Here is a 23,467-nt window from a genome sequence, read left to right as displayed (position 1 = left end):
AGCCCGCTTGCGGGCGATGCCCTGGTCTCTCATGTTCCCGGGTCATGCGGGAGCATCGCCCGCAAGCGGGCTGGCTCCTACAAGGCCCGGCAGGCCTCGGTGGCCGGCAGTGTGAAGTGCCCCGGCCAACCGCTACGATCGCCGGCATGACCACGTCCCCGCCTCTCCTGCGCCTGGCCGGCGCCGCCCTCCTCGTCCTCGCCACCCTGCCCGTCGCACAGGCGGCCGAGGGCCCGCGGATCCAGGTCAGCTTCAGTGCCAGGGCGCGTGCGCAGCCGGTCACCGGGCGCGTGTACGTGGCGGTCAGCCGCAGCAACCGGACGCCGCCGATCGAGCAGGCCGACGTTACCGGCGTCCCGCTGTTCGGCCATGACGTCACCGCGCTCGCGCCGGGCCAGGTGGCGACCATCGACGCCGACGACTTCGGCGCGCCCTTGACCAGTCTCGACCAGCTGCCGGCCGGCGACTACTGGATGCAGCCGTTCGTCAACGTCTACACCGAGTTCAGGCGTGCCGATGGCCATACCGTTTGGCTGCACATGGACCAGTGGGAAGGCCAGGACTTCAAGCATTCGCCCGGCAACCTCTACGGCAAGCCGGTGGAGGTGCACTACGACCCGGTCGCGTCGACGCCGGTGACGCTGGTGGCCGACCAGGTGATCCCGCCGATCCCGTTTCCCGCGGACACGCCCCACGTCAAGCGCTTCCGCATCAGGAGCAAGCTGTTGAGCGACTGGTGGGGCCAGCCGATCTATCTCGGCGCCACGGTGCTGCTGCCGAAGGACTACGACCGGCATACGGACGTGCGCTACCCGGTGATCTACGAGCAGGGGCACTTCTCCACCCGCGCGCCCGGCGGCTTCGATCGTCCCAAGAGCGGCTTTCGCGACTACTGGCTGGCCGACGGCACGCCGCGCTACCTCATGGTGAGCCTGCAGCATCCCTCGCCCTACTACGACGACTCCTACGCGGTGAACTCGGCCAACGAGGGCCCGTACGACGACGCCATCCAGCAGGAACTGCTGCCCGAGATCCGGAAACGCTTCCGCACCATCGACGCGCCCTGGGCGCGAATCCTGGAAGGCGGCTCGACCGGCGGCTGGATCGCCATGGCACAGCTGCTCTTCCATCCGGACTACTACGGCGCCGCCTTCGCCTCCTGCCCGGACGCACTGGATTTCCGCCACCACCAGGTGGTGAACATCTACGACGACGCCAACGCCTACTGGCTCGACAAGGGCTGGGTGAAGGTCGAGCGCGTGGACACGCGCCAGCCCGACGGCAACGTCGACGCCATGATGAAGGACGAGAACCGGTACGAGCTGGCCGTGGGCGACCACAACCGCTCCGGCGGACAGTGGGACATCTGGGAAGCGGCCTTCGGCCCGGTCGGCGCGAACGGCTATCCCAGGCGGCTCTGGGACAAGCGCACCGGCGTGATCGACCACGACGTCGCCCGGTACTGGAAGCAGCACTTCGACCTGCGCCACCTGCTCCAGTCGCAGTGGACCACGCTGGGTCCGAAGGTGACCGACAAGATCCACATCTACGTGGGCGATGCGGACACCTACAACCTCAACATGGGCGTGCGCGCGATGGATGCGTTCCTCAAGAGCGCGCGCAACCCGTCCTTCCGCGGCAGCGTGACCTACCAGCCGATGGCGCCGCACTGCTGGGGGCCGCACGGGAAGGAACTAATCGAGACGGTCACGCGGTACATCGACAGCCATGCGCCGGCCGGCGCCGATCGCACGAGCTGGCGCTACTGAGCGCACGCTCACCGTCCACCCCTCGCGGCAACGCCTGCCGGCGCGCGCCCGAGCACGGTGGCGTGTAGCGGCCGGGCCAAGGCCAGCCTGAACCGGAGCGCGTGCTTTCGACGCCCCTCTCACGCCACGGTGGTCAGGCTGGGGCTCCGACACAGGAGGCTCCCATGAACCGAACCCGCGATCTCGAACAGCGCTTCGACAACGCCAGCGAACGCGTGCGCGACCGCGTGCGCCAGTACGCCGACGGCACCACCGACACGGCCAACAACCTGATCGAACGCGGCCGTCGCCTGACCACGCGCCTGGGGCGCCGTAGCTCCGGCTACGGCAAGCAGATCTCGCACATGGCCGAGGATCTGGCCGACGAGGCGAGCTACCAGTATCGCCGCGCGCGCCGCCACGCCACGCGCCACCCGGTGGCGACCGTCGCCGTGGTCGCGGGCACCGTCGGCGCGTTCTTCCTGCTGCGCAAGCTGCTGCGCAGCGACGAGGAGTGACCGGCGGGCAAGCGCTTTGACGAAGGCCAGCCTTCGAATGGACGTCACCCGCGTGCGTTCACCGTCGTGTGACGGCAGCGCGGGGACCTCCGGCGATGCGCGCTGGAAGACAGTACGCCGAAGCTGCCCCGGCCCTGCCCGGGCTCCCTTGATGGGGAGCCCGGCTTGACGGGGAGAGCGGCCTGCCGCGCTACGCGGCGGCGTGGACCCGCATGCGCGGTTCCGGCAACGTGGGCGAGTGCGGGTCGACCGGCGGCAACTCGGGTTGCTGCGGTCCCGGATTGACCGGATCGCGCGGCCGCTCCGGCGGCGGGTCCTGCTGCGGATGCTCGGGCGGACCGGGCGGGCCGCCCATCGAGACACCCGCCTGGGAGGAGTTGGCAATCGCCGCGTCCGCGGCGTGGGGCTTGGACCGGGTCATGGAAAGCCTGCGCGTGGTGGGATGGCGCCGAGTATCGGCAACCCTGCGTGCGTGCCATGCGAAAGGCCGGTCCCGCGCGCGTTGATTGCCCAGGTTGCTCTTTCACGGCATGGGGCGCCGACACGGCGATGGACCGTTCCACCGGCTGCCACATCCACGCGAGCCGTGCCAGGACCCTGCGCAATGCACACCGGTGCCGATGGGTACGGTGCCGATCTACCAGGCGCTGGAGAAGATCGACGGCGATCCGCTCGATCTCAACTGGAGGGTTTTCCGCGAGACCCTGATCGAGCAGGCGCGGCAGGGCCGCGGACTACTTCACCTGCCACGCCGGCGTGCGCCTGGCCCACGTGGCGCTGACCGCCCGCCGCGTACCGGCAGCGTCGGCCGAGGCGGCTCGATCATGGCGCGCTGGTGCGTGGCCCACCACCGCGAGAGTTTCCCGTACGAACGCCTCGCGGCCGGCCGAGGCCGCGCCGACCCAACCCCATGCGCTGCGGGTAAGCTTGCCCTTCTCTCGCCCGGCGTGCCCGCATGTCCCACAAGAGCATCACCTTCCACCATCCGATCGCCTTCTGGGCCGGCTGCCTGTGCGTGATCGCCGGCGTGCTGGCGCACCTGCCGATGCTGGCGATGGCCGCGCCGATGCACTACCGGCTGGCCGGCATGCCGATGGACAACCTGATGCTCACCGGCATGGCGCTGGTGCCACTGGGCGTGCTGCTGTCCGGCTACGGGTTGATGCCGCGGCTGGCGCAGATGCGGCGCACGCTGCATGCCGACCTCAGCCCGCTGCCGTTCCACGTCGCCGACCACGTGCCGCTCAACCGCGAGCACTGGAAGCTGGTGGGCGTGTTGACCCTGGCGCTGGCGGTGGACGTGATGAAGCCGGCCACGATCGGTTTCGTGATGCCGGGCATGTCGGCGGAGTACGGCATCACCGGCGCCACCGCCGGCCTGCTGGCCCTGTCGGCGCTGATTGGCACCACGGTCGGCTCGGTCGTCTGGGGGCGCCTGGGCGACCTCTTCGGACGGCGCGCGACGATCCTGCTTTCGGCGCTGATGTTCATGGGCACCTCGATCTGCGGCGCGATGCCTTCGTTCGGCTGGAACATGGTGATGTGCTTCATGATGGGCGCGGCCGCCGGCGGCATGCTGCCGATCACCTTCACACTGATGGCCGAGACCATCCCGACCGCGCACCGCGGCTGGCTGCTGGTGGCGCTGGGCGGCGTGGGCACCTCGGCCGGGTACCTGCTGGCTTCGGGCGCGGCGACGCTGTTCGAGCCGGCCTACAGCTGGCGCGCCCTGTGGCTGCTCAACCTGCCCACGGGCGCGCTGATCGTGCTGCTCAACCGCTATATCCCCGAATCGCCCCGATTCCTGGCGCTGGCCGGACTGGAAGACCAGGCACGCGCGGTGCTGTTGAAGTTCTCCGGCAACCGGCCGCCGATGCACGACGTCGCGCCGCTGCCGGCGGAGACCCACGCGCACGGGGTCGAGCGGGTCGGCATGCGCCAGTTGCTGCGCGGGCGGCATGCGGCGATCACCTGGGGCCTGATGGTATGCGCGGTGGCCTGGGGGCTGGCCAACTTCGGCTTCCTGCTGTGGCTGCCGGCGAACCTGGTGAAGCTCGGTATCGATGCGCAGGCCAGCGCCGCCTTGCTGGCACGCTCGGCGGTGCTGGCCTTGCCGGGCATCGCCATCGTGGTCGGCTGCTACCAGCGCTGGAGCAGCATCCGTACGCTGGTGCTGTTCATCGGGCTGACGGCGGTGTCGCTGCTGTTGTTCTTCGCGATCGGTGCGATGGGGTTGCGCTCGAACATGCTGACGACGACGGCGACGGTGGCGCTGTTGCTGAGCATCAGCGGCGTGATCGCGACGCTGATCCCGTATGCGGCGGAGATCTACCCGGTACACCTGCGCAGCACCGGCTCGGGCCTGATCGCCGGCGGCTCGAAGCTGGGCGGCATTCTCGGCGCGCTGCTGGGCGTACTCGGGCTGTTCGAGCATTTCATGATGTCGGCGCTGCTGATCGCGTTGCCGATGGGACTGGCGGCATGGCTGCTGGTCAGGCGCGGGATCGAGACGCGCGGGCATGGGCTGGAGGCGATCCAGCAGGTGCTGTCCGAGTAGGCGCGCAGGACCCCCGACGTCGCTGCGCGCCTTGGGCTTCGCTGCGCGCCTTGGGTTTCGCTGCGCGCCTTGGGTTTCGCTGCGCGCACGCCTCGTAGGAGCCCACTTGTGGGCGATGCTCCCGGTTTGCGTGGCGAAAGGGCATCGCCCACAAGTGGGCTCCTACGGGGTCGCTGAACTCTGGCCCTGGGCACACGCAGGCCCCTCTCCCGGCGGGAGAGGGGCTCGAAGCGCTCAGACCGTCAGCGGGTTCGGCTTCTCGGGGTCGAGCTTGTATTCCTTGATCGCGCGCGCCACGTCCTTGGCATTGACCAGGCCATCCTTCGCCAGCGCGGCGAGCGCGGCGTGGGCGATCCAGTAGCGGTCGACCTCGAAGAACTCGCGCAGGTGCGCGCGGGTATCCGAGCGGCCGTAGCCGTCGGTACCCAGCACGGTGTAGCGCATCCCGTCGGGCATGAAGGCACGGATCTGGTCGGCGTACTCGCGCACGTAGTCGGTCGCCGCGATCGCCGGTCCGGAGCGGCCCTGCAGCAGCCGGGTGACGTAGGGCAGGCGCTGCTCGGCCTCCGGATGCAGGCGGTTCCAGCGCTCGGCGTCGAAACCGTCGCGGCGCAGCTCGGTGAAGCTCGGGCACGACCAGATGTCCGCAGCCACGCCGAAATCCTTCTGCAGCAGCTCGGCCGCCGCGATCACCTCGCGCAGGATGGTGCCCGAGCCGAGCAGCTGCACGCACGGCGCCTTGCCCTTGCCCTTGCCTTTACCCGAATCCCGATTCCCGACTCCCGAATCCCGGAACAGGTACATCCCCTTGATGACGCCCTCCTCGCAACCCTTGGGCAGATCCGGGTGCTCGTAGTTCTCGTTCATCACGGTGATGTAGTAGTACACGTCCTCCTGCTCCTGCAGCATGCGGCGGGTGCCGTCCTGCAGGATCACCGCGACCTCGTAGGAGAAGGTCGGGTCGTACGCCTTGACGTTGGGGATCACGCCGGCCATCAGGTGCGACTGGCCGTCCTCGTGCTGCAGGCCTTCGCCGTTGAGCGTGGTGCGACCGGAGGTGCCGCCGACCAGGAAGCCGCGCGCGCGCATGTCGCCAGCGGCCCAGGCCAGGTCGCCGATGCGCTGGAAGCCGAACATCGAGTAGTAGATGAAGAACGGCAGCATCGGCTGGTTGCTGACCGAGTAGCTGCTCGCCGCGGCCATCCAGGACGCCATGCCGCCTGCCTCGCTGATGCCCTGCTGCAGCACCTGGCCCTTCTGGTCTTCGCGGTAGTAGAGCAGCTGGTCGGCATCCTGCGGGCGGTACTTCTGGCCGAACGGCGCGTAGATGCCGATCTGGCGGAACATGCCCTCCATGCCGAAGGTGCGCGCCTCGTCGGCGACGATCGGCACCACGCGCGGGCCGATCGCCTTGTCGCGCAGCAGCAGGTTCATGCCGCGCACCAGCGCCATGGTGGTGGAGATCTCGCGCTCGCCGGTGCCGGCGGTGATCTGCGCGAAGGCGGACAGCTCCGGCGCCTGCAGCTTGACGTCGGTCTTGCGCCGGCGCTGCGGCAGGAAGCCGCCCAGCGCGCGGCGGCGTTCGAGCATGTATTCGACTTCCGGCGAGTCCTTGCCCGGATGGTAGTAGGGCACCTCGTCCAGCTTGTCGTCCGGCACCGGGATGTTGAAGCGGTCGCGGAAGGCGCGGACCGAGTCGGTGTCCAGCTTCTTCTGCTGGTGGGTCGGATTCTGCGATTCACCCGAACCCAGGCCCATGCCGTAGCCCTTGACCGTCTTGGCCAGGATCACCGTGGGCATGCCACTGGTGTTCACCGCCGCATGGTAGGCGGCGTAGACCTTGTGCGGATCGTGGCCGCCGCGGTTGAGGCGCCAGATGTCGTCGTCGGACAGGTTGGCGACCATCTCGCGGGTCTGCGGGTACTTGCCGAAGAAATGCTCGCGCGTGTAGGCGCCGCCGAAGGCCTTGCAGGCCTGGTACTCGCCGTCGAGCGTTTCCATCATCAGCTTGCGCAGCACGCCGTCGTTGTCGCGCGCCAGGAGCGGATCCCAGTAGGAGCCCCAGATCACCTTGATCGCGTTCCAGCCGGCGCCGCGGAAGACGCCCTCGAGCTCCTGGATGATCTTGCCGTTGCCGCGCACCGGACCGTCCAGGCGCTGCAGGTTGCAGTTGATCACGAACACCAGGTTGTCCAGGCCCTCGCGGCCGGCCAGCGAGATGGCGCCGAGCGACTCGGGCTCGTCGCACTCGCCATCGCCCATGAAGCACCAGATCTTGCGGTCGGTCTTGGGCATCAGGCCGCGATGCTCCAGGTACTTCCAGAACTGCGCCTGGTAGATCGCCTGGATCGGACCCAGGCCCATCGACACGGTCGGTACCTGCCAGTAATCGGGCATCAGCCACGGGTGCGGGTAGGACGACAGCGCGCGGCCCTTGCCGACCACCTCCATGCGGAACAGGTCGAGCTGGTCCTCGGCGAGGCGGCCCTCCAGGAACGAGCGCGCGTAGATGCCCGGGCTGGAATGGCCCTGGTGGAACACCAGGTCGCCCGGATGCTCGGCGCTGGGCGCGCGCCAGAAGTGGTTGAAGCCCACGTCGTAGAGCGTGGCCGAGGAGGCGAAGCTGGCGATGTGGCCGCCCAGTTCGCCCGGCTTGCGGTTGGCGCGCACCACCATCGCCATCGCGTTCCAGCGGATCAGCGAGCGGATGCGCCACTCCATCGCCGCGTCGCCCGGACTCTTGGCCTCGTTGCCCGGCGCGATGGTGTTGACGTATTCGGTGGTCGGATCGAACGGCAGGTAACCGCCCGCACGGCGGGTGGAATCGACCATGCGCTCGAGCAGGTAGTGCGCGCGCTCGGTGCCGTCGTGCTGGATGACCGCGTTGAGCGATTCGACCCACTCGCGGGTTTCGGTGGGGTCGAGATCCTGGTTCAGGATGTCATCGAGCTGGTCCATGAAGCTTCTCCGCGGCGCGCTGGGCGCCTCTAGTATTCGACGTGTGGGGAGCCCCCGATTCTAGCTTTCGGGGTGCACTGCTGCCAGATGAGGGCCGGCGTCGGCCGCACGGACGCACCCTGTGTGCGACCGGCCGGGGCACGACGGGCTCACGCGGCCCGGTTGCGGGCCGCGGTTGCGCCAGGGTGCGCCCTGCAGGGGAACGACCGGGGACTAGCGGCCGTACAGGCCGAACCAGCGCCGCGGCACGAACAGCTTGAGCGCGCGCTCGGCGCTCTTGCGGCGCAGGCCCAGGTGCAGCAGGCCGCGGGCGATCGGCTTGAGCCAGTGCCGGCGGGCCTTGTGCAGCAGGGCTTCGCGGGCGTCCGCCTCGATCCGGTACATCGACACGATGTCGCGCGCCAGCCCGCGCCGGCGCGGCGGCAGCTCGGGCATCTGCGCCAGGCAACGCTCCAGGTCGTCGGCGGTGCCGCGGTAGAAGCGGATGGTGCGTTCGTAGCGGCGCTGCATGCGCAGCATCGGCGGCTCGTGCCGCGCGAACACGCCGGCGCTGACGCTGTGGGCGTGCTGGCGGTACTTGAGCAACGGCTGGCGCAGGTTCAGGCAGTCGCCGAGCAGCGCGCCACGCAGGCTCAGCGCGTTGTCCTCGATCGGCCCCAGCAGCGGACCGAAGCGCTCGAACACCTCGCGCCGGAACGCCATTGCCGCGCCCAGCAGGCCGATCAGCCGGCCAATGCTGACGTAGTAGTCCAGCCCGAACACTTCCGGCCGCCGGCGGAAGGACACGGCGCGCGGACGGCCCTCCTCGTCGATGCCGTCGAAGTCGCTGCCCAGCACCGTGGCCTGCGGCCGGCGCCGGAAGGCCTCCAGGATGGTCGCGACGCGGTGCGGGTAGGAGATGTCGTCGCCGGCCATCATCACCACGATGTCGCCATGGGTGAGCGGCACGGTCGCATTGACGTGCGCGGCCACCCCCAGGTTGTGCTCGTTGCGGCGCACGCTGACGCGGTGGGGGCCTCGGTAGTTCTCGACCAGTTCCTGCGCCAGTTCGAAGGTACCGTCGTCGGAGCAGTCGTTGGAGACGATGATCTCGCACGGCACCGTCTGCGCCAGCGCCGACTCCAGCGCAGCACGGATATAGGGCGCATCCCGGTAGCAGAGCAGCAGGATGCTGGCGGAAAGTGCGTTTTCAGACATGGCTCACCCGACCCCAAGGATGCCTTGCGTTTCGAACGCCACTCCATGGCCGGGTACCCGCCGTTCAGTTCCCGAACTGCCGGTGACTCGCGCGAACGCCTGCACCCGGCCAGCGCCGCGCGCGGATGCGCCATGCAATCGTGCTCCGGAATCCCCGCGCGCTCGTCGTGCCTCCAGGATGCGGGCGGACGTCCCGCATCCACCCCGTAAGACCGGCGCGCGAGCGCAGCATACGCCGTAGCGAGGGCTAGCGCATGCTCCGCCAGGCCTCGGCCCCCGTCGTGCGGCCCGCGCCGCGCAACTGCGCATCCACCGCCGCGAGCGCGGTCATGTTGACCACGCGGCGCACGGTCGAGGCCGGTGTAAGGATGTGCGCGCTCTTGTCCACGCCCATCAGGATCGGGCCGATCGCGACGCCACCGCTCATCACCTTGACCATGTTGTAGACGATGTTGGCCGCGTCCAGGTTGGGCAGCACGAACAGGTTGGCGCGCCCGGCGAGCGTACTGTTGGGGAAAATGCGCTGGCGCAGCGCCTCGTCCCAGGCGGTGTCGGCCTGCATCTCGCCGTCGATCTCCAGCCGTGGCGCGCGCTCGCGGATCAGCTGGTAGGCGCGGCGCATCTTCGCCGCGCTGGGGTTGTCGTGGCTGCCGAAGTTCGAATGCGACAGCAGCGCCACCTTCGGCACGATGCCGAACAGCTTCAGGCGGTAGCTCGCCTGCAGGGTAGCCTCGGCGATCTGCTCGGCGGTGGGATCCACTTGCACGTGGGTATCGACGAAGAACCACGCGCCCAGGTCGTTGATCACGCCGGACATCGCCGAGGTGCACTGCACGCCCGGGTCCAACCCGAACACGCTGCGCAGGTAGCCGAGCTTCTTGTGGTAGCGCCCGACCAGGCCGCAGATCATCGCGTCCGCCTCGCCGCGCTCGACCATCAGCGCGGCGATCAGCGTGGGTCGCGAGCGCAACAGGTTCTTGGCGGCCGCCGGGGTGACGCCGCGGCGCTCGGTCAGCGCGTGGTACTGCTGCCAGTAGTCGTTGAAGCGCGGATCGTCGTTGATGTTCGTCAGCTCGAAATCCACGCCTTCGCGGATGCGCAGGCCGAGCCGCTCGATGCGCTGGGCGATCACGTCCGGGCGGCCGATCAGGATCGGGAAGGCGAGCTTCTCGTCGACCACCGTCTGCACCGCGCGCAGCACGGTTTCTTCCTCGCCTTCGGCGTAGACCACGCGCTTGAGGTCGGCGCGGGCGCGCTCGTACACCGGCTTCATCAGCAGGCTGGTGCGGTAGATGAACTGGCCGAGCTTCTCGCGGTAGGCGTCCATGTCCTCGATCGGCCGCGAGGCCACGCCCGAATCCATCGCCGCCTGCGCCACCGCCGGCGCGAGCATCACCAGCAGGCGCGGGTCGAACGGGCGCGGAATCAGGTACTCGGCGCCGAACGAGGGCACCTCGCCGCCATAGGCGCCGGCCAGGTCGGAGGCCTCCATCCGCGCCAGTCCGGCGATCGCACGCACGCAGGCGAGCTTCATCGCCTCGTTGATGCCGGTCGCGCCCACGTCCAGCGCGCCGCGGAAGATATACGGGAAGCACAGCGCGTTGTTGACCTGGTTCGGGTAATCCGAGCGGCCGGTGGCGACGATGCAGTCCGGACGCACGCGCCTGGCGTCTTCCGGCAGGATCTCGGGATTGGGATTGGCGAGCGCCAGGATGACCGGGCGATCGGCCATGGTGGCGACCATCTCCGGCTTGAGGATGCCGCCGGCCGAGAGGCCCAGGAACACGTCGGCGCCGGCCACGATCTCGGCCAGCGAGCGCTTGTCGGTATCGCGCGCGTAGCGCGCCTTGTCCGGGTCCAGCCCCGGGCGGCCCGCGTGGATCACGCCCTCGCGGTCGAACGCCAGGATGTTTTCCGGCTTCACGCCCAACGCCACCAGCATGTCCAGGCAGGCGATGCCCGCCGCGCCGGCGCCGGTGGTGGCAAGCCTGATCTGGCCGATGTCCTTGCCGACCACGGCCAGCGCATTGAGCACGGCGGCGCCGACGATGATCGCGGTGCCGTGCTGGTCGTCGTGGAACACCGGGATGTGCATGCGCTCGCGCAGCTTGCGCTCGACGATGAAGCACTCCGGCGCCTTGATGTCTTCCAGGTTGATGCCGCCGAAGGTCGGCTCCATCGCGGCGATGATGTCGACCAGCTTGTCGGGGTCGCGCTCGTTCAATTCGATGTCGAACACGTCGATGCCGGCGAACTTCTGGAACAGCACGCCCTTGCCTTCCATGACGGGCTTGCCGGCGAGCGGGCCGATGTCGCCCAGGCCCAGCACCGCGGTGCCGTTGGTGATCACCGCCACCAGGTTGCCGCGCGCGGTCATCTCGCTGGCCGCTTGCGGATTCTCGACGATCGCCTCGCAGGCATAGGCCACGCCGGGCGAGTAGGCCAGCGACAGCTCGCGCTGGGTCACCATCGCCTTGGTCGCGCTGACCTTGATCTTGCCGGGGCGGGGATGGCGGTGGTACTCGAGCGCGGCGTGGCGCAGGTCGTCGGGATGGGCCATGGGTGGCGGCTTTTTTTTCTGCGAGGGAGCGGTCTCACATGGTAGCAGGCGGGCCGCTGGGCGGGCTCCGTCGCCCGGGGGATCGCCCGGCCGCGCGACCGCGCGGCATGGCAGCCGCGCACCGGGGCTACAACCGGAGGTTCAGCTCGTCGGCCTGCACCTGCCCCATGTGGATGCCGTTGATGAACAGCGAGAAGGCGAGCTTGCCGGCCAGGCCATGCACGCGCTGCATCCAGGGCGGCAGCCAGCGCGGCGGCAGCAACGTGCCGGCCTCGAAGTGCGGCTGCAGGGTGATCACGTCGTGCAGGGCCAGCTTGCCGGCGAACAGGTAGCGCAAGAGGTCCATGCGCTGCTGCTTGAACGCCCAGCGGAAGAAGGTGTGCACGGTGAGCAGGCCGGACAGGTAGACGTTGTCCTTGGCGAAGGCCGCGCCGCCGGTCACCGGCACGCCGCGGAACACCCGCTGGGTCGAATGGAAGCTGTCGGCCGCTCCCTGCCCGCAGTGGCGGAAGTACTTGTAGACCTCGACGAAGTCCGCGCCATTGAGCGCCATGTCGATGGCAAGGATGCGCAGACTGATGCGCTTGAGCCGCGCGATGTCGATGGCCCCGGACATCAGTTCGGCGAACACCGCCAGGCCTTCCTGTGTCGCGGTGACGCGCGGCGACGTCCGCGCCAGCGAACCCAGCAACGGTTGCTCGCGCCCGTTGAGCGCAGTGAGCGAATGCACGAACGCCTCGTGCGCGAGCAGCTGGTGGCGGTCGTACTCGCTGAAGTGCGCGCCCCCGCGCAGGCGGATGCGGGTAGCGCCGGCGGCGGCCTTGGCGGTGAGCTCCGGATCGACCTCGATGGCGATGCGCCCGGGGCCGAAGAACTCGTCCAGCACCCGGGCCAGATCCGCGCGCAGTTGCTCCGCGGAAAGGTCCATGCTGACCGTATCGGCCAGCAGGTCGGCGCCCAGCTCGTCGGAAAGCTCCACGAAGTAGCGCGCCGCGTCGAGGTTGCTCTTCCTGCTGCCGGGGATCGTGTCGCCGGGCCGCCCGTACAGCGCAATCGACGGGGCAGTGACGCCGGCGCTGCCGACCGCCTCGAGCATCTCGGCGGCTATCCGCCAGGAGGTGGCGGTGCGGCACAGGTAGTCGCCGATCGGATCGCCCACCAGCAGCACCTCGGCTTCGCGCTCGATCGCGGCCAGTTCGGCGCGGACCCCGGCCAGGTCCGGGCGGACGTACTGCACCTCCGGCAGCGCGAAGTCGCCCCTGTCGTAGGCGGCGATCATGCGCTGCTCGAGCGAAGCCGGCCAGCTCACTGCAGGCAGGATGTTGATGGTGCGGGTGGCGGCGAGCAGTCGCCGGTCGAGCGCGGCGTAATGCCCGCGGGACGATGCGTCGACGTTCATCGCGGCACCGGTGGACACGCGGCGCAGGAGACGCCCGGATTCGCGCAGGTGCGGTGCATGCCCCGCCTATTCCCGCTCGCGCCGGCCACGGTGCCCGTGCGGGCGGTCCGGCGGACGGCCGCCCCGCTGGCGGCGCAGGCGCGCTTCCAGCGTGGCGGCCTGCTCTTCGCGCTCGTCGCGCAGCTTGAGGTAATTGCGCCAGCGTTCGGCAGTGAGCTCGCCCGAATCCAGCGCCGCCTGCACCGCGCAACCGGGTTCGCTGCCGTGGCCGCAGTCGGCGAAGCGGCAGGTCTCGGCCAGCGCCTCGATGTCGGCGAACAGGTCGAGATTTTCCTCGCCGGTCAGCTTGAGCTCGCGCATGCCGGGCGTGTCGATCAGGCAGCCGCCCGAGGGCAGCATCAGCAGCGCGCGATGCGTGGTGGTGTGGCGGCCGCGGCTGTCGTGCGCGCGCACCTCGCCGGTGGCCATGCGCTCGGCGCCCAGCAGCGTGTTGGTCAGGGTCGACTTGCCGGCGCCGGACGAGCCGACCAGCACCGCGCTGTCGCCGGGACCGAGGTAGCGCGCGAGCAGCGCGGCGCTTGCCGGGTCCTTGCCGTTGATGGCGTGGACCGGCGTGGCCTCGGGCAGGCGCTCGCGCAGGGCGCCCAGGCGTGCATCGCCGTCGGCATGCAGGTCGAGCTTGCTCAGCAGCACCACCGGCTGCGCGCCGGAGTCCTCGATCAGCGAGAGGTAGCGCTCGATGCGCGCCGGGTTGAAGTCCTTGTCCAGCCCGGTCAGCACCAGCACGTAATCGATGTTGGTGGCGATGATCTGGCGTTCGTAGCGCTCGCCCGCGGCGGCGCGCGAAAGCACGCTGCGCCGCGGCAGCACGGTGAGGATGTGCGGCGGACGGCCATCTTCCACCTCGACGAAGTCGCCCACCGCGGGCCGCTCGGCCGGGTCGAGCGTGCGCTTGAGGAAATGCCCCGCCGGCTGCGCGCCGGAGAGTGCCACCCCGTCGTGCAGTTCATAGCCGGCGCGATGCTGCGCCACCACGCGCGCGATGCGGCGCCCACCGGGCGGCAGGTCCCCGCGCCATCCGATGTGGCGCAGGCGTTGGAGGGTCGCGGCATCGCTCATGGCCGTCGATTATGCCTGTTTCCAGGGCGCGCTCCCGTGCCGGCCTCGCCTGCGGGGAAGGCCTTGGTTCTTGCACAGCGGCGCACTTGCGGGCGGTGTCCCCTTTTCTGCCGGGCTGGCTGATGCGGGATCGTCCACGGGTGCGATCCTGCAAAGGGGTGGAAGGCGCTGCTAGGATCGCCGCTTTCGCCCCACCCGAGAACGCGCGTGCCGGCCCCGATCATCCCCAGCCCCCACCTTGGCGACGTGCGCTACGAGATCCGCGGCGCGCTCACCCGCCGCGCCCGCGAGCTGGAGTCGGCCGGCCGCGCCATCGTCAAGCTGAACATCGGCAACCCGGCCCGCTACGGCTTCGAGACACCGGGACACCTGCGCCAGGCGATCGCCGCGCACCTGGCCGACAGCGAGGGCTACGGCCACGAGCAGGGGCTGGAGGAGGCGCGCGAGGCGATCGCGGCCCAGCAGCGCGCGCGCGGTGCGCAGGGCGTGGCGGTGGAACGCATCTTCGTCGGCAACGGCGTCAGCGAGCTGATCGACCTGTCGCTGCGCGCACTGCTGCAACCGGGCGACGAAGTGCTGGTGCCCAGTCCCGACTATCCGCTGTGGAGCGCGGCCACCATCCTCAACGGCGGGCGTCCGCGCTATTACCGCTGCCTGGCGCAGCACGCGCACCTGCCCGATCCGGACGAACTGGAGGCTCTCGTCACCCCGCGCACCCGCGCGCTGGTGCTGATCAACCCGAACAATCCCACCGGCGCCGTCTATCCGCGCGCGCTGCTGGAACGGCTGGTGGCGATCGCGCAGCGGCACGGGCTGCTGCTGCTCGCCGACGAGATCTACGACGAGATCCTGTACGACGACGTGCCGTTCCAGCCGTTGGCCGAGATCGCCGGTGCGCACCCGTGCCTGAGCTTCGGCGGCTTGTCCAAGGTGCATCGCGCCTGTGGCTACCGCGTGGGCTGGCTGAGCCTGTCCGGCGATCCGGCGCACACCGGTGCCTACCGCGATGCGTTGCAGTTGCTGGCGGCGCTGCGCCTGTGCGCCAACGTCACCGCGCAATGGGCGGTCGAGCCGGCGCTGACCGGCCGCGCGACCATCGCCACGCTAACGGCGCCGGGTGGGCGCCTGCACGAGGCGCGTCGCGCCGTGCTGGAAGGCGTGGCGGCCAGCGGGTATCTCGACGTGGTCGCGCCCGCCGGGGCGCTGTACGCCTTTCCGCGGGTCCGCGACGAACGCCTGCCGCGCTTCGACGACAACGCGTTCGCGCTGCGCCTGCTGGAAGAGGAAGCCGTGCTGGTGGTGCCTGGTTCCAGCTTCAACGTGCCGGCCAGCCGGCATTTCCGCCTGACCCTGCTGCCGTCGCCGGCGGAACTGGCGGACGTGTTGGTACGGATCGAGCGGGTGCTCTCGCGGATGGCGCAGGAGCAGGCGCGGGAATCGGTCGTGGCCTGAAACCCCGGCGGAGAGGCTGGGTAACGGCGGATATCCCGCTTTGCCCGGACCCTCACCTCCCCGCCGCCGCCCCCTTCTTCCGGAGGGAGCGGAATTCGGGTTTGTGGTTTGAGGCGGGCACTTCGACTTCGCCCTGCGGGCTACGCTCGGCGAACGGTTCCATTCGATGACCGATCTCATCCGATCCGGCGACGGGTTCCATCCGGTCCGATGCAACGGTTCCATCTGATGCGGCGGATCATGTAGCAACGGTTTCATGGGGCAACGGTTTTCGTGGATGACGTTCCATGAAGCGTCCGGTTCCATGAAGCGCCGGAAAAAAGCCGTTCGTCCTGAGCGCAGGCGCGCAGCGCCGAGTCGAAGGATCCACCACCGGAGGCCCCGCATGCCGCTGCATTACCTCGCCCTTGGCGACTCCTACACGATCGGCGAAGCCGTCCCCGCCGCCGGGCGCTGGCCCGCGCAACTGGTGCGGCAACTGCGCACGCGCGGCGTGGTCATCGACGAGCCGCAGATCATCGCCGTCACCGGCTGGACCACCGACGAGCTCTCCGCCGGCATGGACGCGGCCGCGCTCAGCCCACCCTACGACCTGGTCACGCTGCTCATCGGTGTCAACAACCAGTACCGCGGGCGCACTGCCGGGGAGTACCGCACGCAGTTCACCGGCCTCCTGCATCGCGCCATCGCCCTGGCCGGCGACCGCGCCTCGCACGTGGTCGTGGTGTCGATCCCCGACTGGGGCGTCACCCGCTTCGCGCGCGAGCAGGGGCGTGATGCGACCCAGGTCGCCCAGGCGCTGGACGCCTACAACGCCATCGCCCGCGACGAGGCCGGTCGTGCCGATGCGCGCTGGGTGGACATCACGCCCATCTCCCGCCGTCATCCGGAACAGGTCGCCCACGACGGCCTGCACCCGAGCGCGGAGCAGTACGCGCTATGGACCGAGGCCATCCTGCCGGTGGCCGCGGCGGCGGTGGAATAGCGCTCCGGTCGGGGCCGCCTGCGTCATCCCGGCTTCGGGGCGTATCATTGGCCCTCTTTGCCGGAGCTTTCCCATGTCCCTCGATCCTGCCACCCGCGAACGCATCGAAACCCTGCTCAAGGACCACCGCGTGGTGCTGTTCATGAAGGGCGACCGCCGCCAGCCGATGTGCGGCTTCTCCGCCGCGGCGACCAACACGCTCAACGAGCTGCTGCCCGAGTACCACACGGTCAACGTGCTGGACGATCCGGATATCCGCGAGGGCATCAAGGTCTACGGCGACTGGCCCACGATTCCGCAGCTTTACGTCGAGGGCGAGCTGGTCGGCGGCGCAGACATCATCCGCCAGATGTATGCCAGCGGCGAGCTGCACACCCTGTTCGGCGCGGCGCCGCCGGACCGCACGCCGCCGGAGATCACCATCACCGACAAGGCCGCCGAAGCGATCCGCAACGGCATCGCCAACGCGCAGGGCCTGGCGCTGCACCTGGAGATCGGCCCCGACCACAGCGCCGGCTTCCAGCTCGCGCCCGCAGGCGACCACGACATCGTGGTGGCCGCCAACGGCATCGAGGTGCACTTCGACCCGGGCAGCGCGCAGCGCGCCAAGGGCATCGTGATCGACTGGGTGTCCACCGTGCAGGGCGAAGGCCTCAGCCTGAAGTTCCCCGGCGCGCAGGAGATCAAGTCGATGTCCGTGCAGGAACTGAAGGCACGCCTGGCCGACGGCAGCGTACTGCTGGTCGACGTGCGTCCGGCCGCCGGCCGCGCGCAGGCCGCGCCGCTGGCGCTGGCACGCGTGCTGGAGGACGAAGGCTACGACGCGCTGGCAGCACTGCCGAAGGACACCGCGATCGCCTTCATCTGCCACCACGGCAACTCCAGCCGCGGCGTGGCCGAGCGCTTCGCGGCCCACGGCTTCACCAACGTGTTCAACGTCGAAGGTGGCATGGACGCCTGGGCACGCGAGGTCGATCCCGCCGTTCCCCGTTACTGACCCGCGCCTGCCCCATGTAGGAGCCCACTTGTGGGCGATGCTCCTGGGAACCTCGCGCAAAGGCATCGCCCACAAGTGGGCTCCTACCAGGGGCTTGCCTTGCGGCTGGCGTCGGTCGAACCGGCGAACCGGCGCCGGGCCGGGCGCTTCGTGGCGCACGGCGAGGTCGATCCCGCCGTTCCCCGTTACCGACCCGCACCCGCCTCACGTAGGAGCCCACTTGTGGGCGATGCTCCTGGGAACATCGCAAAGGCATCGCCCACAAGTGGGCTCCTACCAGGGGCTTGCCTTGCGGCTGGCGTCGGTCGAAGCGGCGCCGGGCCGGACGCCTTCGTGGCGCACGGCCTCACCAACGTGTTCAACGTCGAAGGTGGCATGGACGCCTGGGCACGCGAGGTCGATCCCGCCGTTCCCCGTTACTGACCCGCGCCCGCCTCACGTAGGAGCCCACTTGTGGGCGATGCTCCTGGGAACCTCGCGCAAAGGCATCGCCCACAAGTGGGCTCCTACCAGGGGCTTGCCTTGCGGCTGGCGTCGGTCGAACCGGCGCCGGGCCGGGCGCCTTCGTGGCGCACGCTTCACCAACGTGTTCAACGTCGAAGGCGGCATGGACGCCTGGGCACGCGAGGTCGATCCCGCCGTCCCCGTTACCCACCCGCGCCCGCCTCACGTAGGAGCCCACTTGTGGGCGATGCTCCTGGGAACTTCGCAAAGGCATCGCCCACAAGTGGGCTCCTACCAGGGGCTTGCCTTGCGGCTCGCGTCAGTCGAACCGGCGCCGGGCCGGGCGCATGCTGCGCCTGCCGGCCCATAACAATGCCCCGGCCGCCAGCGCGCCGGCGGCGACCAGCCCTCGATGCGTCGTCGCCCACAGTTGCAGGCTGGTCGCCTTCGAGCGTGCGTCGAAGCGCCCATGCGTGCCGTAGTCCTCCGGCACGGCCTCGTACAGGTTGTCCGGCCGGACCTCCGGCAGCGGCAGCTTGCCCATCTGGCCGGCGTAGCCGAGCTTGACCAGCGCTCGGTCGGCCAGCTTCGGCGCCAGCTTGTTGCCGAGGATCGCCTTGACCGCCGGGAACCCCACGTTGAGCTCGCGTCGCCGGTGGTGCGCGGCCCAATGGATACCCTTGGCGGCCACTTCCGGCTGGAAGATCGGCGGCACCGGCTGCGGGCGGCGTGGAAGTTTGGTCCGGCCCCACTGGAACTGCGGCGTGTTGAACGCGGACAGCTGCACCATGGTGATGTGGATGTCGCTGCGGTCGTGCATCAGCTCCACGCGCAGCGCGTCGGTGAAACCACGGATGGCGAACTTCGCGCCACAGTAGGCGGACTGCAACGGGATCGCCCGGTAGGCCAGCGCCGAACCCACCTGCACGATGGTGCCGCAGTTGCGCTCGCGCATGCGCTTGAGGGCCGCCATGGTGCCGTACACGGTGCCCAGGTAGGTGACCTCGGTGGCGCGGCGGAACTCGTCCGGAGTGATCTCGTGCACCGGCGAGAAGATGGTCGCCATCGCATCGTTGATCCAGATGTCGATCGGTCCGAGTTCCTGCTCGATGCGCCCGGCGGCGGCCTCCACGGCCTCTGCATCGGATACGTCCACAGGGATCGGCAACGCCTCGCCGCCCAGCTTGCGCACTTCCTCGGCGGCGACCTCCAGCCCCTGGCTGCCGCGCGCCAGCAGGGCGATCCGGGCGCCGTCGCGGGCGAAGCGGTGGGCGGTGGCGCGGCCGACGCCGGCGGAGGCCCCGGTGATGACGACGACTTCGGTTTTTTTGCGGCTCATGAAACGGCTCCTGGCAACGCTTCCTGTAGGAGCGCACCTGCGCGCGACCGCCTGCTCCCCGGTCGCGCACAGGTGCGCTCCTACAGAGGGAGGGTCAGCTGTAGGCGATGGTGGAAAGCAGCGCGAGCGCTGCCTGGCGCGAGTCCAGGCGGGTGTGCTGCACCACGATCGGCACGTCGGATTCGATCACGCTGGAATAATCGGTATCGCGCGGGATCGGCTCGGGGTCCTTCAGATCGTTGAAGCGCAGGTGCAGCGTGCGCCGCGCCGGGACGGTGACGCGGTAGGGACCGGCCGGGTCGCGGTCCTTGAAGTAGATGGTGATGCTCACCTGCGCGTCCTGCGCGTTCGTGTTGAGGAGGCAGGCGGTCTCGTGGCTGAGGAAACGCGGGTCGTCGGCATGCGTGCCACCGGGCGGGATGTAGCCTTCGGCGATGGCCCAGCGGCGCGCGCCGATCGGTTCTGGCGTGGTCATGGCAGCTCCTTTTCGAGGTGGATCAGGGCAAGTCCCGATGCGGGATCGTGCAGGCGGCGCAGGTGCGCGGGCGACTCGGTGAGGATCACCTCCAGCGTGGGACGCACGTGGCCTTCGAGCAGGTGGCCACCGAGCGCGCGGCCGTCGGGCTCCCCGAGCACCGCATGCATGTGCAGTTTCGGCGCGTCGCCCTTGAGCGCCACGTCGCCGATCAGCGAGACGACCTCGACCTGCTCGTCGACCGGGTTGCGCCTGTAGTCCTTGGTGTTCCAGTCGAAGTAGCCGAGCACCGCGCGCTCGAAGGCACCGATGGCGGTGAAGTGCGCGGCGGAGAGGTGCTGCTCCCTGGCGAAGGCAAGCAGGCAGGCGTTGGCCTCGTCGCCGGTCTCGAGCACGACGGCCCAGGTCTTGTTCTCGTCCTGGTGGATCAATTGGTAATGCACGGGTCGGCGCTCCTGCGTCGCTGCCTGCTTCCGGGACAAGCAGGGCCGGGGTGGGTAGGCATGGGGTGCGCGTTCCGGGTAACCGGCGCGTGCGGCCTCGTCGTACTCAATGGGGGGTCCCTCCCCAGGTCTCGCCGCCGCGTCCGGGCTCCGGGCGCGCCGACGGCAGCGAAGCCTCCCGTTCGCGCACGGGGATCCCGTCGAGATTGGACGCTCCCTGCGCCAGTGCCATCGCCAGCACCTGCGACACGTCCAGCGCGGTGCGCCCGGTGCATTGCTGGATCTGCTGGCGGCAGGAGAAGCCGTTGGTGATGATCAGCGTGTCGGGATCGGCGGCGCGGATGGCGGGGAGCAGTTCCAGCTCGCCGATCGCGAGGGAGACGTCGACCTTCTTCGCGTCGAAGCCGAACGAGCCGGCCATGCCGCAGCAACCGGCGTCGAGGAATTCGAAGTCCAGCCCGGCCTTGGCCAGCAGCCGCTTCTCCCCGTCGGTGCCGATCACCGCGTGGTGGTGGCAGTGCGCGTGGACCAGCGCCTTGCGCCTGAACTGCGGTGGCACGTAGCCGACGCGGTCGAGGTACTCGCTGAAGAGGAAGGTGTTTCGCGCGAGCCAGTGCGCGCGCTCGTCGCCGGGAAAGAGGTTGGGCAGCTCGTCGCGGAAGGCGGCCACGCAGGAGGGTTCCAGTCCGACCACCGGCACGCTGCGATCGATGTGCGGGGAGAGCGCGTCGAGGATGTCGCGGAGTTGCGCGCGCGCCTTGTCGAGCATGCCCTCGGCGTACAGGGGGCGGCCACAGCAGAGCGTCGCCTGCGGCACCACCACGCGATAGCCGGCCGCCTCCAGCACGCCGACGGCGTCCTTGAGCGGGTCCGGATGCAGGTAGTTGTTGAAGGTGTCGGGCCACAGCAGCACTTCCGGCCCGGCACTGCGCCGGGCCCCGCGCGCGGCGAACCAGTCGCGGAAGGTTTCGCCCACGAAGCGCGGCATCGCGCGCTGCCGGGCGATCCCGCCGATCGCCTTGGCCACGCGCGACAACCCCGGGGTCTGCAGGATGGCGTTGGCCAGCCACGGTACGTGCGAGGCGAGGCGCGCCACGTCGAAAATGCGCCCCATGGCATACGCGGCGCGCGGGCGCAGCCGGCCCTTGTAGTGGTGGTGCATGAACTCGGCCTTGTAGGTGGCCATGTCCACGTTGACCGGACAGTCGCTCTTGCAGCCCTTGCATGCAAGGCACATGTCCAGTGCGTCGCGCACCGGCTCGCTGCGCCAGCCGCCCTTGAGCGGATCGCCCTCGAGCATTTCGAACAGCAGGTGCGAGCGCCCGCGCGTGCACCACTTCTCCTCGTGGGTGGCGCGGTAGCTCGGACACATCACGTTCTTGTGCTTGTTGCGGCAGTTGCCCACGCCGACGCAGCGGCGCGCCGCCTGGGCGAAGCTCATGCCGTCGGCCGGGTAGGCGAACGCGGTCTCGAGCTTGGGCGGCTGGTAGCCGGGGCCTTCGCGCAGGTCGGCATCCATCGGGTTGGGATCGACCACCTTGCCCGGGTTCATGCGCCCGCGCGGGTCCCACAGCGCCTTGAACTCGCCGAAGGCCCGGACCAGCTCGTCGCCGAACATCTTGGGCAGGAACGAGGCGCGCACCTGCCCGTCGCCGTGTTCGCCGGAGAGCGAGCCGCCGTAGGAGAGCACCAGGTCCGAGGCCTCGTCCATGAAGGCGCGCCATTGCGCGACCGCCTCGGGCGTGGCCAGGTCGAAGGCGATGCGGCAGTGGATGCAGCCGTCGCCGAAATGGCCGTACAGCGCGCAGGTGTATTGGTACTTGGCCAGCAGCTTGCGGAAATCGCGCAGGTACGGACCGACCCGGTCCGGCGGCACGGCGGCATCCTCCCAGCCGGGATGGCCGTCCGGCTGGCCGGGCACGCGCGCGGTGGCGCCCAGGCCCGACTCGCGGATGGTCCAGAGCATGCCCTCTTCGTCGGGATCGTCGAACAGCTTCATGCTCGGCGGATGGTCCTCGGCCTCGAGCGCCTGCATCAGCTTGCGTGCCTTGCCGTCGGCCTCTTCCTTGGTCTGGCCACCGAACTCGACCATCAGCCAGCCGCCGCCCGGCGGCAGCAGGGCGCGGTCTTTCGGATGCATGTCCTTGCGCTTCATGTCGGCGATCAGTGCGTCGTCGATGCCCTCCAGGCCGACCGGACCGAAGGACAGGATCTGCGGCACGTGGTCGCCGGCCTCGAACACGTCGGGGTAGCCCAGCACCAGCAGCGAGCGCACCGGCGGGCTGGGTACCAGCCGCACCTCGGCTTCCAGGATGGTGACGCAGGTGCCTTCCGTGCCGACCAGCGCACGGGCCACGTTGAAGCCGTTCTCGGGCAGCAGCTCGTCCAGGTTGTAGCCGGAGACGCGGCGCGGAATCTTGGGGTAACGCGCGCGGATCAGGTCGGCGTAGCGGTCGCGGATCGCCTTGAGGCCCGCATAGATCTCGCCGCGGCGGCCGCCCTCGCGGATGATCTGCTCCAGTTCCTCCTCGCTGGTCGGCCCCACCCGCATGCGCAGGCCGTCGTAGGTGACGATCTCCAGCGAGTGGACGTTGTCGGCGGTGCGCCCGGCCATCACCGAGTGCACGCCGCAGGAGTTGTTGCCGATCATCCCGCCCAGCGTGTTGTGCGCGTGGGTGGAGGGATCGGGGCCGAAGGTGAGATGGTGCTTCTCGGCTTCGTCGCGCAGGTCGTCCAGCACGCAGCCGGGCTCGATGCGCGCGCGGCGCTGCTGCGGGTCGATCGCGACGATCTGGTTGAGGTGGTAGGAGAAGTCCATCACCACCGCCGTGTTGCAGCACTGGCCGGCCAGGCTGGTGCCGCCGCCGCGCGAGAGCACCGGCGCGTCGTGTTCGCGGCAGATGCGCAGGATCTCGATCACGTCCCGCGCATGGCGCGGCTTGACCACGCCGATCGGTACCTGGCGATAGATCGAGCCATCGGTGGCGTACAGCGCGCGGCTGCCGTCGTCGAAACAGACCTCGCCGTCCAGTGCGGCAGCCAGGTCCTGTGCCAGCACGGCGGCCGCCGCACTGGAGAAGGCGAAGCGGTTGCTGTGCGAGTGGCGCACGCGCGGCGGCGCAAGCGGCAGCACCGCGGCGTCGCGGTGGCTGTCCTGGCGGTCGCGGCCGTCGGTGGACGATGCGGCCGCCTCGGCGCCGGGGGCGTCGGCCTCGCGGGGAAACGAAGGGACGGAGCCGTGTTCTCGCTGTTTGGTCATGTCACTCTCCGGTGCCT

17 protein-coding genes are annotated in these 23,467 nt (G+C 69.7%); 7 read left to right on the top strand and 10 right to left on the bottom strand.

The window, feature by feature from the left end; all coding sequences use genetic code 11:
- The first annotated feature begins 146 nt into the window (after nucleotides 1–146).
- Together LQ771_RS00440 and LQ771_RS00435 are read left to right on the top strand one after the other, a co-directional pair.
- The gene (locus tag LQ771_RS00440; RefSeq protein WP_231350446.1) at nucleotides 147–1,769 is read left to right on the top strand and encodes an alpha/beta hydrolase-fold protein; all 1,623 of its coding nucleotides are present in this window, start codon (nucleotides 147–149) and stop codon (nucleotides 1,767–1,769) included.
- Between the two features lie 164 nt (nucleotides 1,770–1,933).
- Nucleotides 1,934–2,266, top strand: a complete 333-nt coding sequence (locus LQ771_RS00435) for a hypothetical protein (protein ID WP_231350445.1) — start codon at nucleotides 1,934–1,936, stop codon at nucleotides 2,264–2,266.
- A gap of 190 nt (nucleotides 2,267–2,456) precedes the next feature.
- Here LQ771_RS00435 and LQ771_RS00430 read toward each other — a convergent pair whose 3' ends face one another.
- Entirely contained in the window at nucleotides 2,457–2,687 is a 231-nt protein-coding gene (locus tag LQ771_RS00430) for a hypothetical protein (RefSeq protein ID WP_231350444.1), read from the bottom strand.
- Nucleotides 2,688–2,796: 109 nt separating this feature from the next.
- Here LQ771_RS00430 and LQ771_RS00425 point away from each other — a divergent pair, with 109 nt between their 5' ends.
- Both LQ771_RS00425 and LQ771_RS00420 read left to right on the top strand, forming a co-directional pair.
- The gene (locus LQ771_RS00425) at nucleotides 2,797–3,285 is read left to right on the top strand and encodes a phosphomethylpyrimidine synthase ThiC (protein WP_425491291.1); all 489 of its coding nucleotides are present in this window, start codon (nucleotides 2,797–2,799) and stop codon (nucleotides 3,283–3,285) included.
- Nucleotides 3,222–4,823: an MFS transporter gene (locus tag LQ771_RS00420; RefSeq protein ID WP_231350443.1), complete on the top strand. Its 1,602-nt coding sequence runs from the start codon at nucleotides 3,222–3,224 to the stop codon at nucleotides 4,821–4,823. The genes LQ771_RS00425 and LQ771_RS00420 overlap by 64 nt, the downstream gene beginning before the upstream one ends.
- A gap of 234 nt (nucleotides 4,824–5,057) precedes the next feature.
- Here the strand turns inward: LQ771_RS00420 and aceE are convergent, their stop codons facing one another.
- The 5 genes from aceE to rsgA form a co-directional block, all read right to left on the bottom strand.
- Nucleotides 5,058–7,781 carry a pyruvate dehydrogenase (acetyl-transferring), homodimeric type gene (gene aceE / locus LQ771_RS00415; RefSeq protein ID WP_231350442.1) on the bottom strand — a complete coding sequence of 908 codons (2,724 nt, stop codon included), beginning with the start codon at nucleotides 7,779–7,781 and terminating at the stop codon, nucleotides 5,058–5,060.
- A gap of 213 nt (nucleotides 7,782–7,994) precedes the next feature.
- The gene (locus LQ771_RS00410; RefSeq protein ID WP_231350441.1) at nucleotides 7,995–8,978 is read right to left on the bottom strand and encodes a glycosyltransferase; all 984 of its coding nucleotides are present in this window, start codon (nucleotides 8,976–8,978) and stop codon (nucleotides 7,995–7,997) included.
- A 247-nt stretch (nucleotides 8,979–9,225) separates the two neighbouring features.
- On the bottom strand, nucleotides 9,226–11,538 hold the full coding sequence (locus tag LQ771_RS00405) for an NADP-dependent malic enzyme (RefSeq protein WP_231350440.1): 2,313 nt from the start codon (nucleotides 11,536–11,538) through the stop codon (nucleotides 9,226–9,228).
- Nucleotides 11,539–11,665: 127 nt separating this feature from the next.
- Entirely contained in the window at nucleotides 11,666–12,937 is a 1,272-nt protein-coding gene (locus LQ771_RS00400) for a peptidase MATCAP family protein (protein WP_231350439.1), read from the bottom strand.
- 66 nt (nucleotides 12,938–13,003) lie between these two features.
- The gene (gene rsgA, locus LQ771_RS00395) at nucleotides 13,004–14,056 is read right to left on the bottom strand and encodes a ribosome small subunit-dependent GTPase A (RefSeq protein ID WP_231350438.1); all 1,053 of its coding nucleotides are present in this window, start codon (nucleotides 14,054–14,056) and stop codon (nucleotides 13,004–13,006) included.
- A 207-nt stretch (nucleotides 14,057–14,263) separates the two neighbouring features.
- On the opposite strand from rsgA, the gene LQ771_RS00390 reads away from it, so the two are divergent.
- The 3 genes from LQ771_RS00390 (at nucleotide 14,264) to grxD (ending at nucleotide 17,490) form a co-directional block, all read left to right on the top strand.
- Nucleotides 14,264–15,508 (top strand): aminotransferase class I/II-fold pyridoxal phosphate-dependent enzyme, encoded by a 1,245-nt coding sequence (locus LQ771_RS00390; protein WP_231350437.1) that lies wholly within the window; start codon nucleotides 14,264–14,266, stop codon nucleotides 15,506–15,508.
- A gap of 385 nt (nucleotides 15,509–15,893) precedes the next feature.
- Nucleotides 15,894–16,493, top strand: a complete 600-nt coding sequence (locus LQ771_RS00385) for an SGNH/GDSL hydrolase family protein (protein WP_231350436.1) — start codon at nucleotides 15,894–15,896, stop codon at nucleotides 16,491–16,493.
- A gap of 73 nt (nucleotides 16,494–16,566) precedes the next feature.
- Nucleotides 16,567–17,490, top strand: coding sequence for a Grx4 family monothiol glutaredoxin (gene grxD / locus LQ771_RS00380; RefSeq protein WP_231350435.1), 924 nt, complete (start codon nucleotides 16,567–16,569; stop codon nucleotides 17,488–17,490).
- Nucleotides 17,491–18,253: 763 nt separating this feature from the next.
- On the opposite strand, the gene LQ771_RS00375 is transcribed toward grxD, so the two are convergent.
- The 4 genes from LQ771_RS00375 to LQ771_RS00360 all read right to left on the bottom strand — a co-directional run bounded on the left by LQ771_RS00375 (nucleotide 18,254) and on the right by LQ771_RS00360 (nucleotide 23,450).
- Nucleotides 18,254–19,273, bottom strand: a complete 1,020-nt coding sequence (locus LQ771_RS00375) for an SDR family oxidoreductase (RefSeq protein ID WP_231350434.1) — start codon at nucleotides 19,271–19,273, stop codon at nucleotides 18,254–18,256.
- A 94-nt stretch (nucleotides 19,274–19,367) separates the two neighbouring features.
- Nucleotides 19,368–19,748, bottom strand: coding sequence for a sensory rhodopsin transducer (locus tag LQ771_RS00370; protein WP_231350433.1), 381 nt, complete (start codon nucleotides 19,746–19,748; stop codon nucleotides 19,368–19,370).
- On the bottom strand, nucleotides 19,745–20,191 hold the full coding sequence (locus tag LQ771_RS00365; protein ID WP_231350432.1) for a PPC domain-containing DNA-binding protein: 447 nt from the start codon (nucleotides 20,189–20,191) through the stop codon (nucleotides 19,745–19,747). The genes LQ771_RS00370 and LQ771_RS00365 overlap by 4 nt, the downstream gene beginning before the upstream one ends.
- Nucleotides 20,192–20,297: 106 nt before the next feature.
- A complete protein-coding gene (locus tag LQ771_RS00360) occupies nucleotides 20,298–23,450 on the bottom strand; it encodes an FAD-binding and (Fe-S)-binding domain-containing protein (RefSeq protein WP_231350431.1) in 3,153 nt (1,050 codons plus the stop codon).
- Nucleotides 23,451–23,467 lie beyond the last annotated feature (17 nt).

The sequence above is a fragment of the Frateuria soli genome (genome assembly GCF_021117385.1).
Lineage (GTDB): Bacteria > Pseudomonadota > Gammaproteobacteria > Xanthomonadales > Rhodanobacteraceae > Frateuria_A > Frateuria_A soli.
Note: the sequence above shows the minus strand (reverse complement) of the source record. Positions and strands in the feature narration are given on the sequence as shown.

What these genes read in the sequence shown, in the direction of transcription:
- LQ771_RS00435 (WP_231350445.1), top strand. Translation starts at nt 1,934, where the DNA reads ATGAACCGAACCCGCGATCTCGAACAGCGCTTCGACAACGCCAGCGAA.
- LQ771_RS00430 (WP_231350444.1), bottom strand. Translation starts at nt 2,687, where the DNA reads ATGACCCGGTCCAAGCCCCACGCCGCGGACGCGGCGATTGCCAACTCC.
- LQ771_RS00385 (WP_231350436.1), top strand. Translation starts at nt 15,894, where the DNA reads ATGCCGCTGCATTACCTCGCCCTTGGCGACTCCTACACGATCGGCGAA.
- LQ771_RS00400 (WP_231350439.1), bottom strand. Translation starts at nt 12,937, where the DNA reads ATGAACGTCGACGCATCGTCCCGCGGGCATTACGCCGCGCTCGACCGG.
- aceE (WP_231350442.1), bottom strand. Translation starts at nt 7,781, where the DNA reads ATGGACCAGCTCGATGACATCCTGAACCAGGATCTCGACCCCACCGAA.
- LQ771_RS00405 (WP_231350440.1), bottom strand. Translation starts at nt 11,538, where the DNA reads ATGGCCCATCCCGACGACCTGCGCCACGCCGCGCTCGAGTACCACCGC.
- LQ771_RS00375 (WP_231350434.1), bottom strand. Translation starts at nt 19,273, where the DNA reads ATGAGCCGCAAAAAAACCGAAGTCGTCGTCATCACCGGGGCCTCCGCC.
- rsgA (WP_231350438.1), bottom strand. Translation starts at nt 14,056, where the DNA reads ATGAGCGATGCCGCGACCCTCCAACGCCTGCGCCACATCGGATGGCGC.
- LQ771_RS00360 (WP_231350431.1), bottom strand. Translation starts at nt 23,450, where the DNA reads ATGACCAAACAGCGAGAACACGGCTCCGTCCCTTCGTTTCCCCGCGAG.
- LQ771_RS00410 (WP_231350441.1), bottom strand. Translation starts at nt 8,978, where the DNA reads ATGTCTGAAAACGCACTTTCCGCCAGCATCCTGCTGCTCTGCTACCGG.
- LQ771_RS00425 (WP_425491291.1), top strand. Translation starts at nt 2,797, where the DNA reads ATGGGGCGCCGACACGGCGATGGACCGTTCCACCGGCTGCCACATCCA.
- LQ771_RS00370 (WP_231350433.1), bottom strand. Translation starts at nt 19,748, where the DNA reads ATGACCACGCCAGAACCGATCGGCGCGCGCCGCTGGGCCATCGCCGAA.
- grxD (WP_231350435.1), top strand. Translation starts at nt 16,567, where the DNA reads ATGTCCCTCGATCCTGCCACCCGCGAACGCATCGAAACCCTGCTCAAG.
- LQ771_RS00420 (WP_231350443.1), top strand. Translation starts at nt 3,222, where the DNA reads ATGTCCCACAAGAGCATCACCTTCCACCATCCGATCGCCTTCTGGGCC.
- LQ771_RS00440 (WP_231350446.1), top strand. Translation starts at nt 147, where the DNA reads ATGACCACGTCCCCGCCTCTCCTGCGCCTGGCCGGCGCCGCCCTCCTC.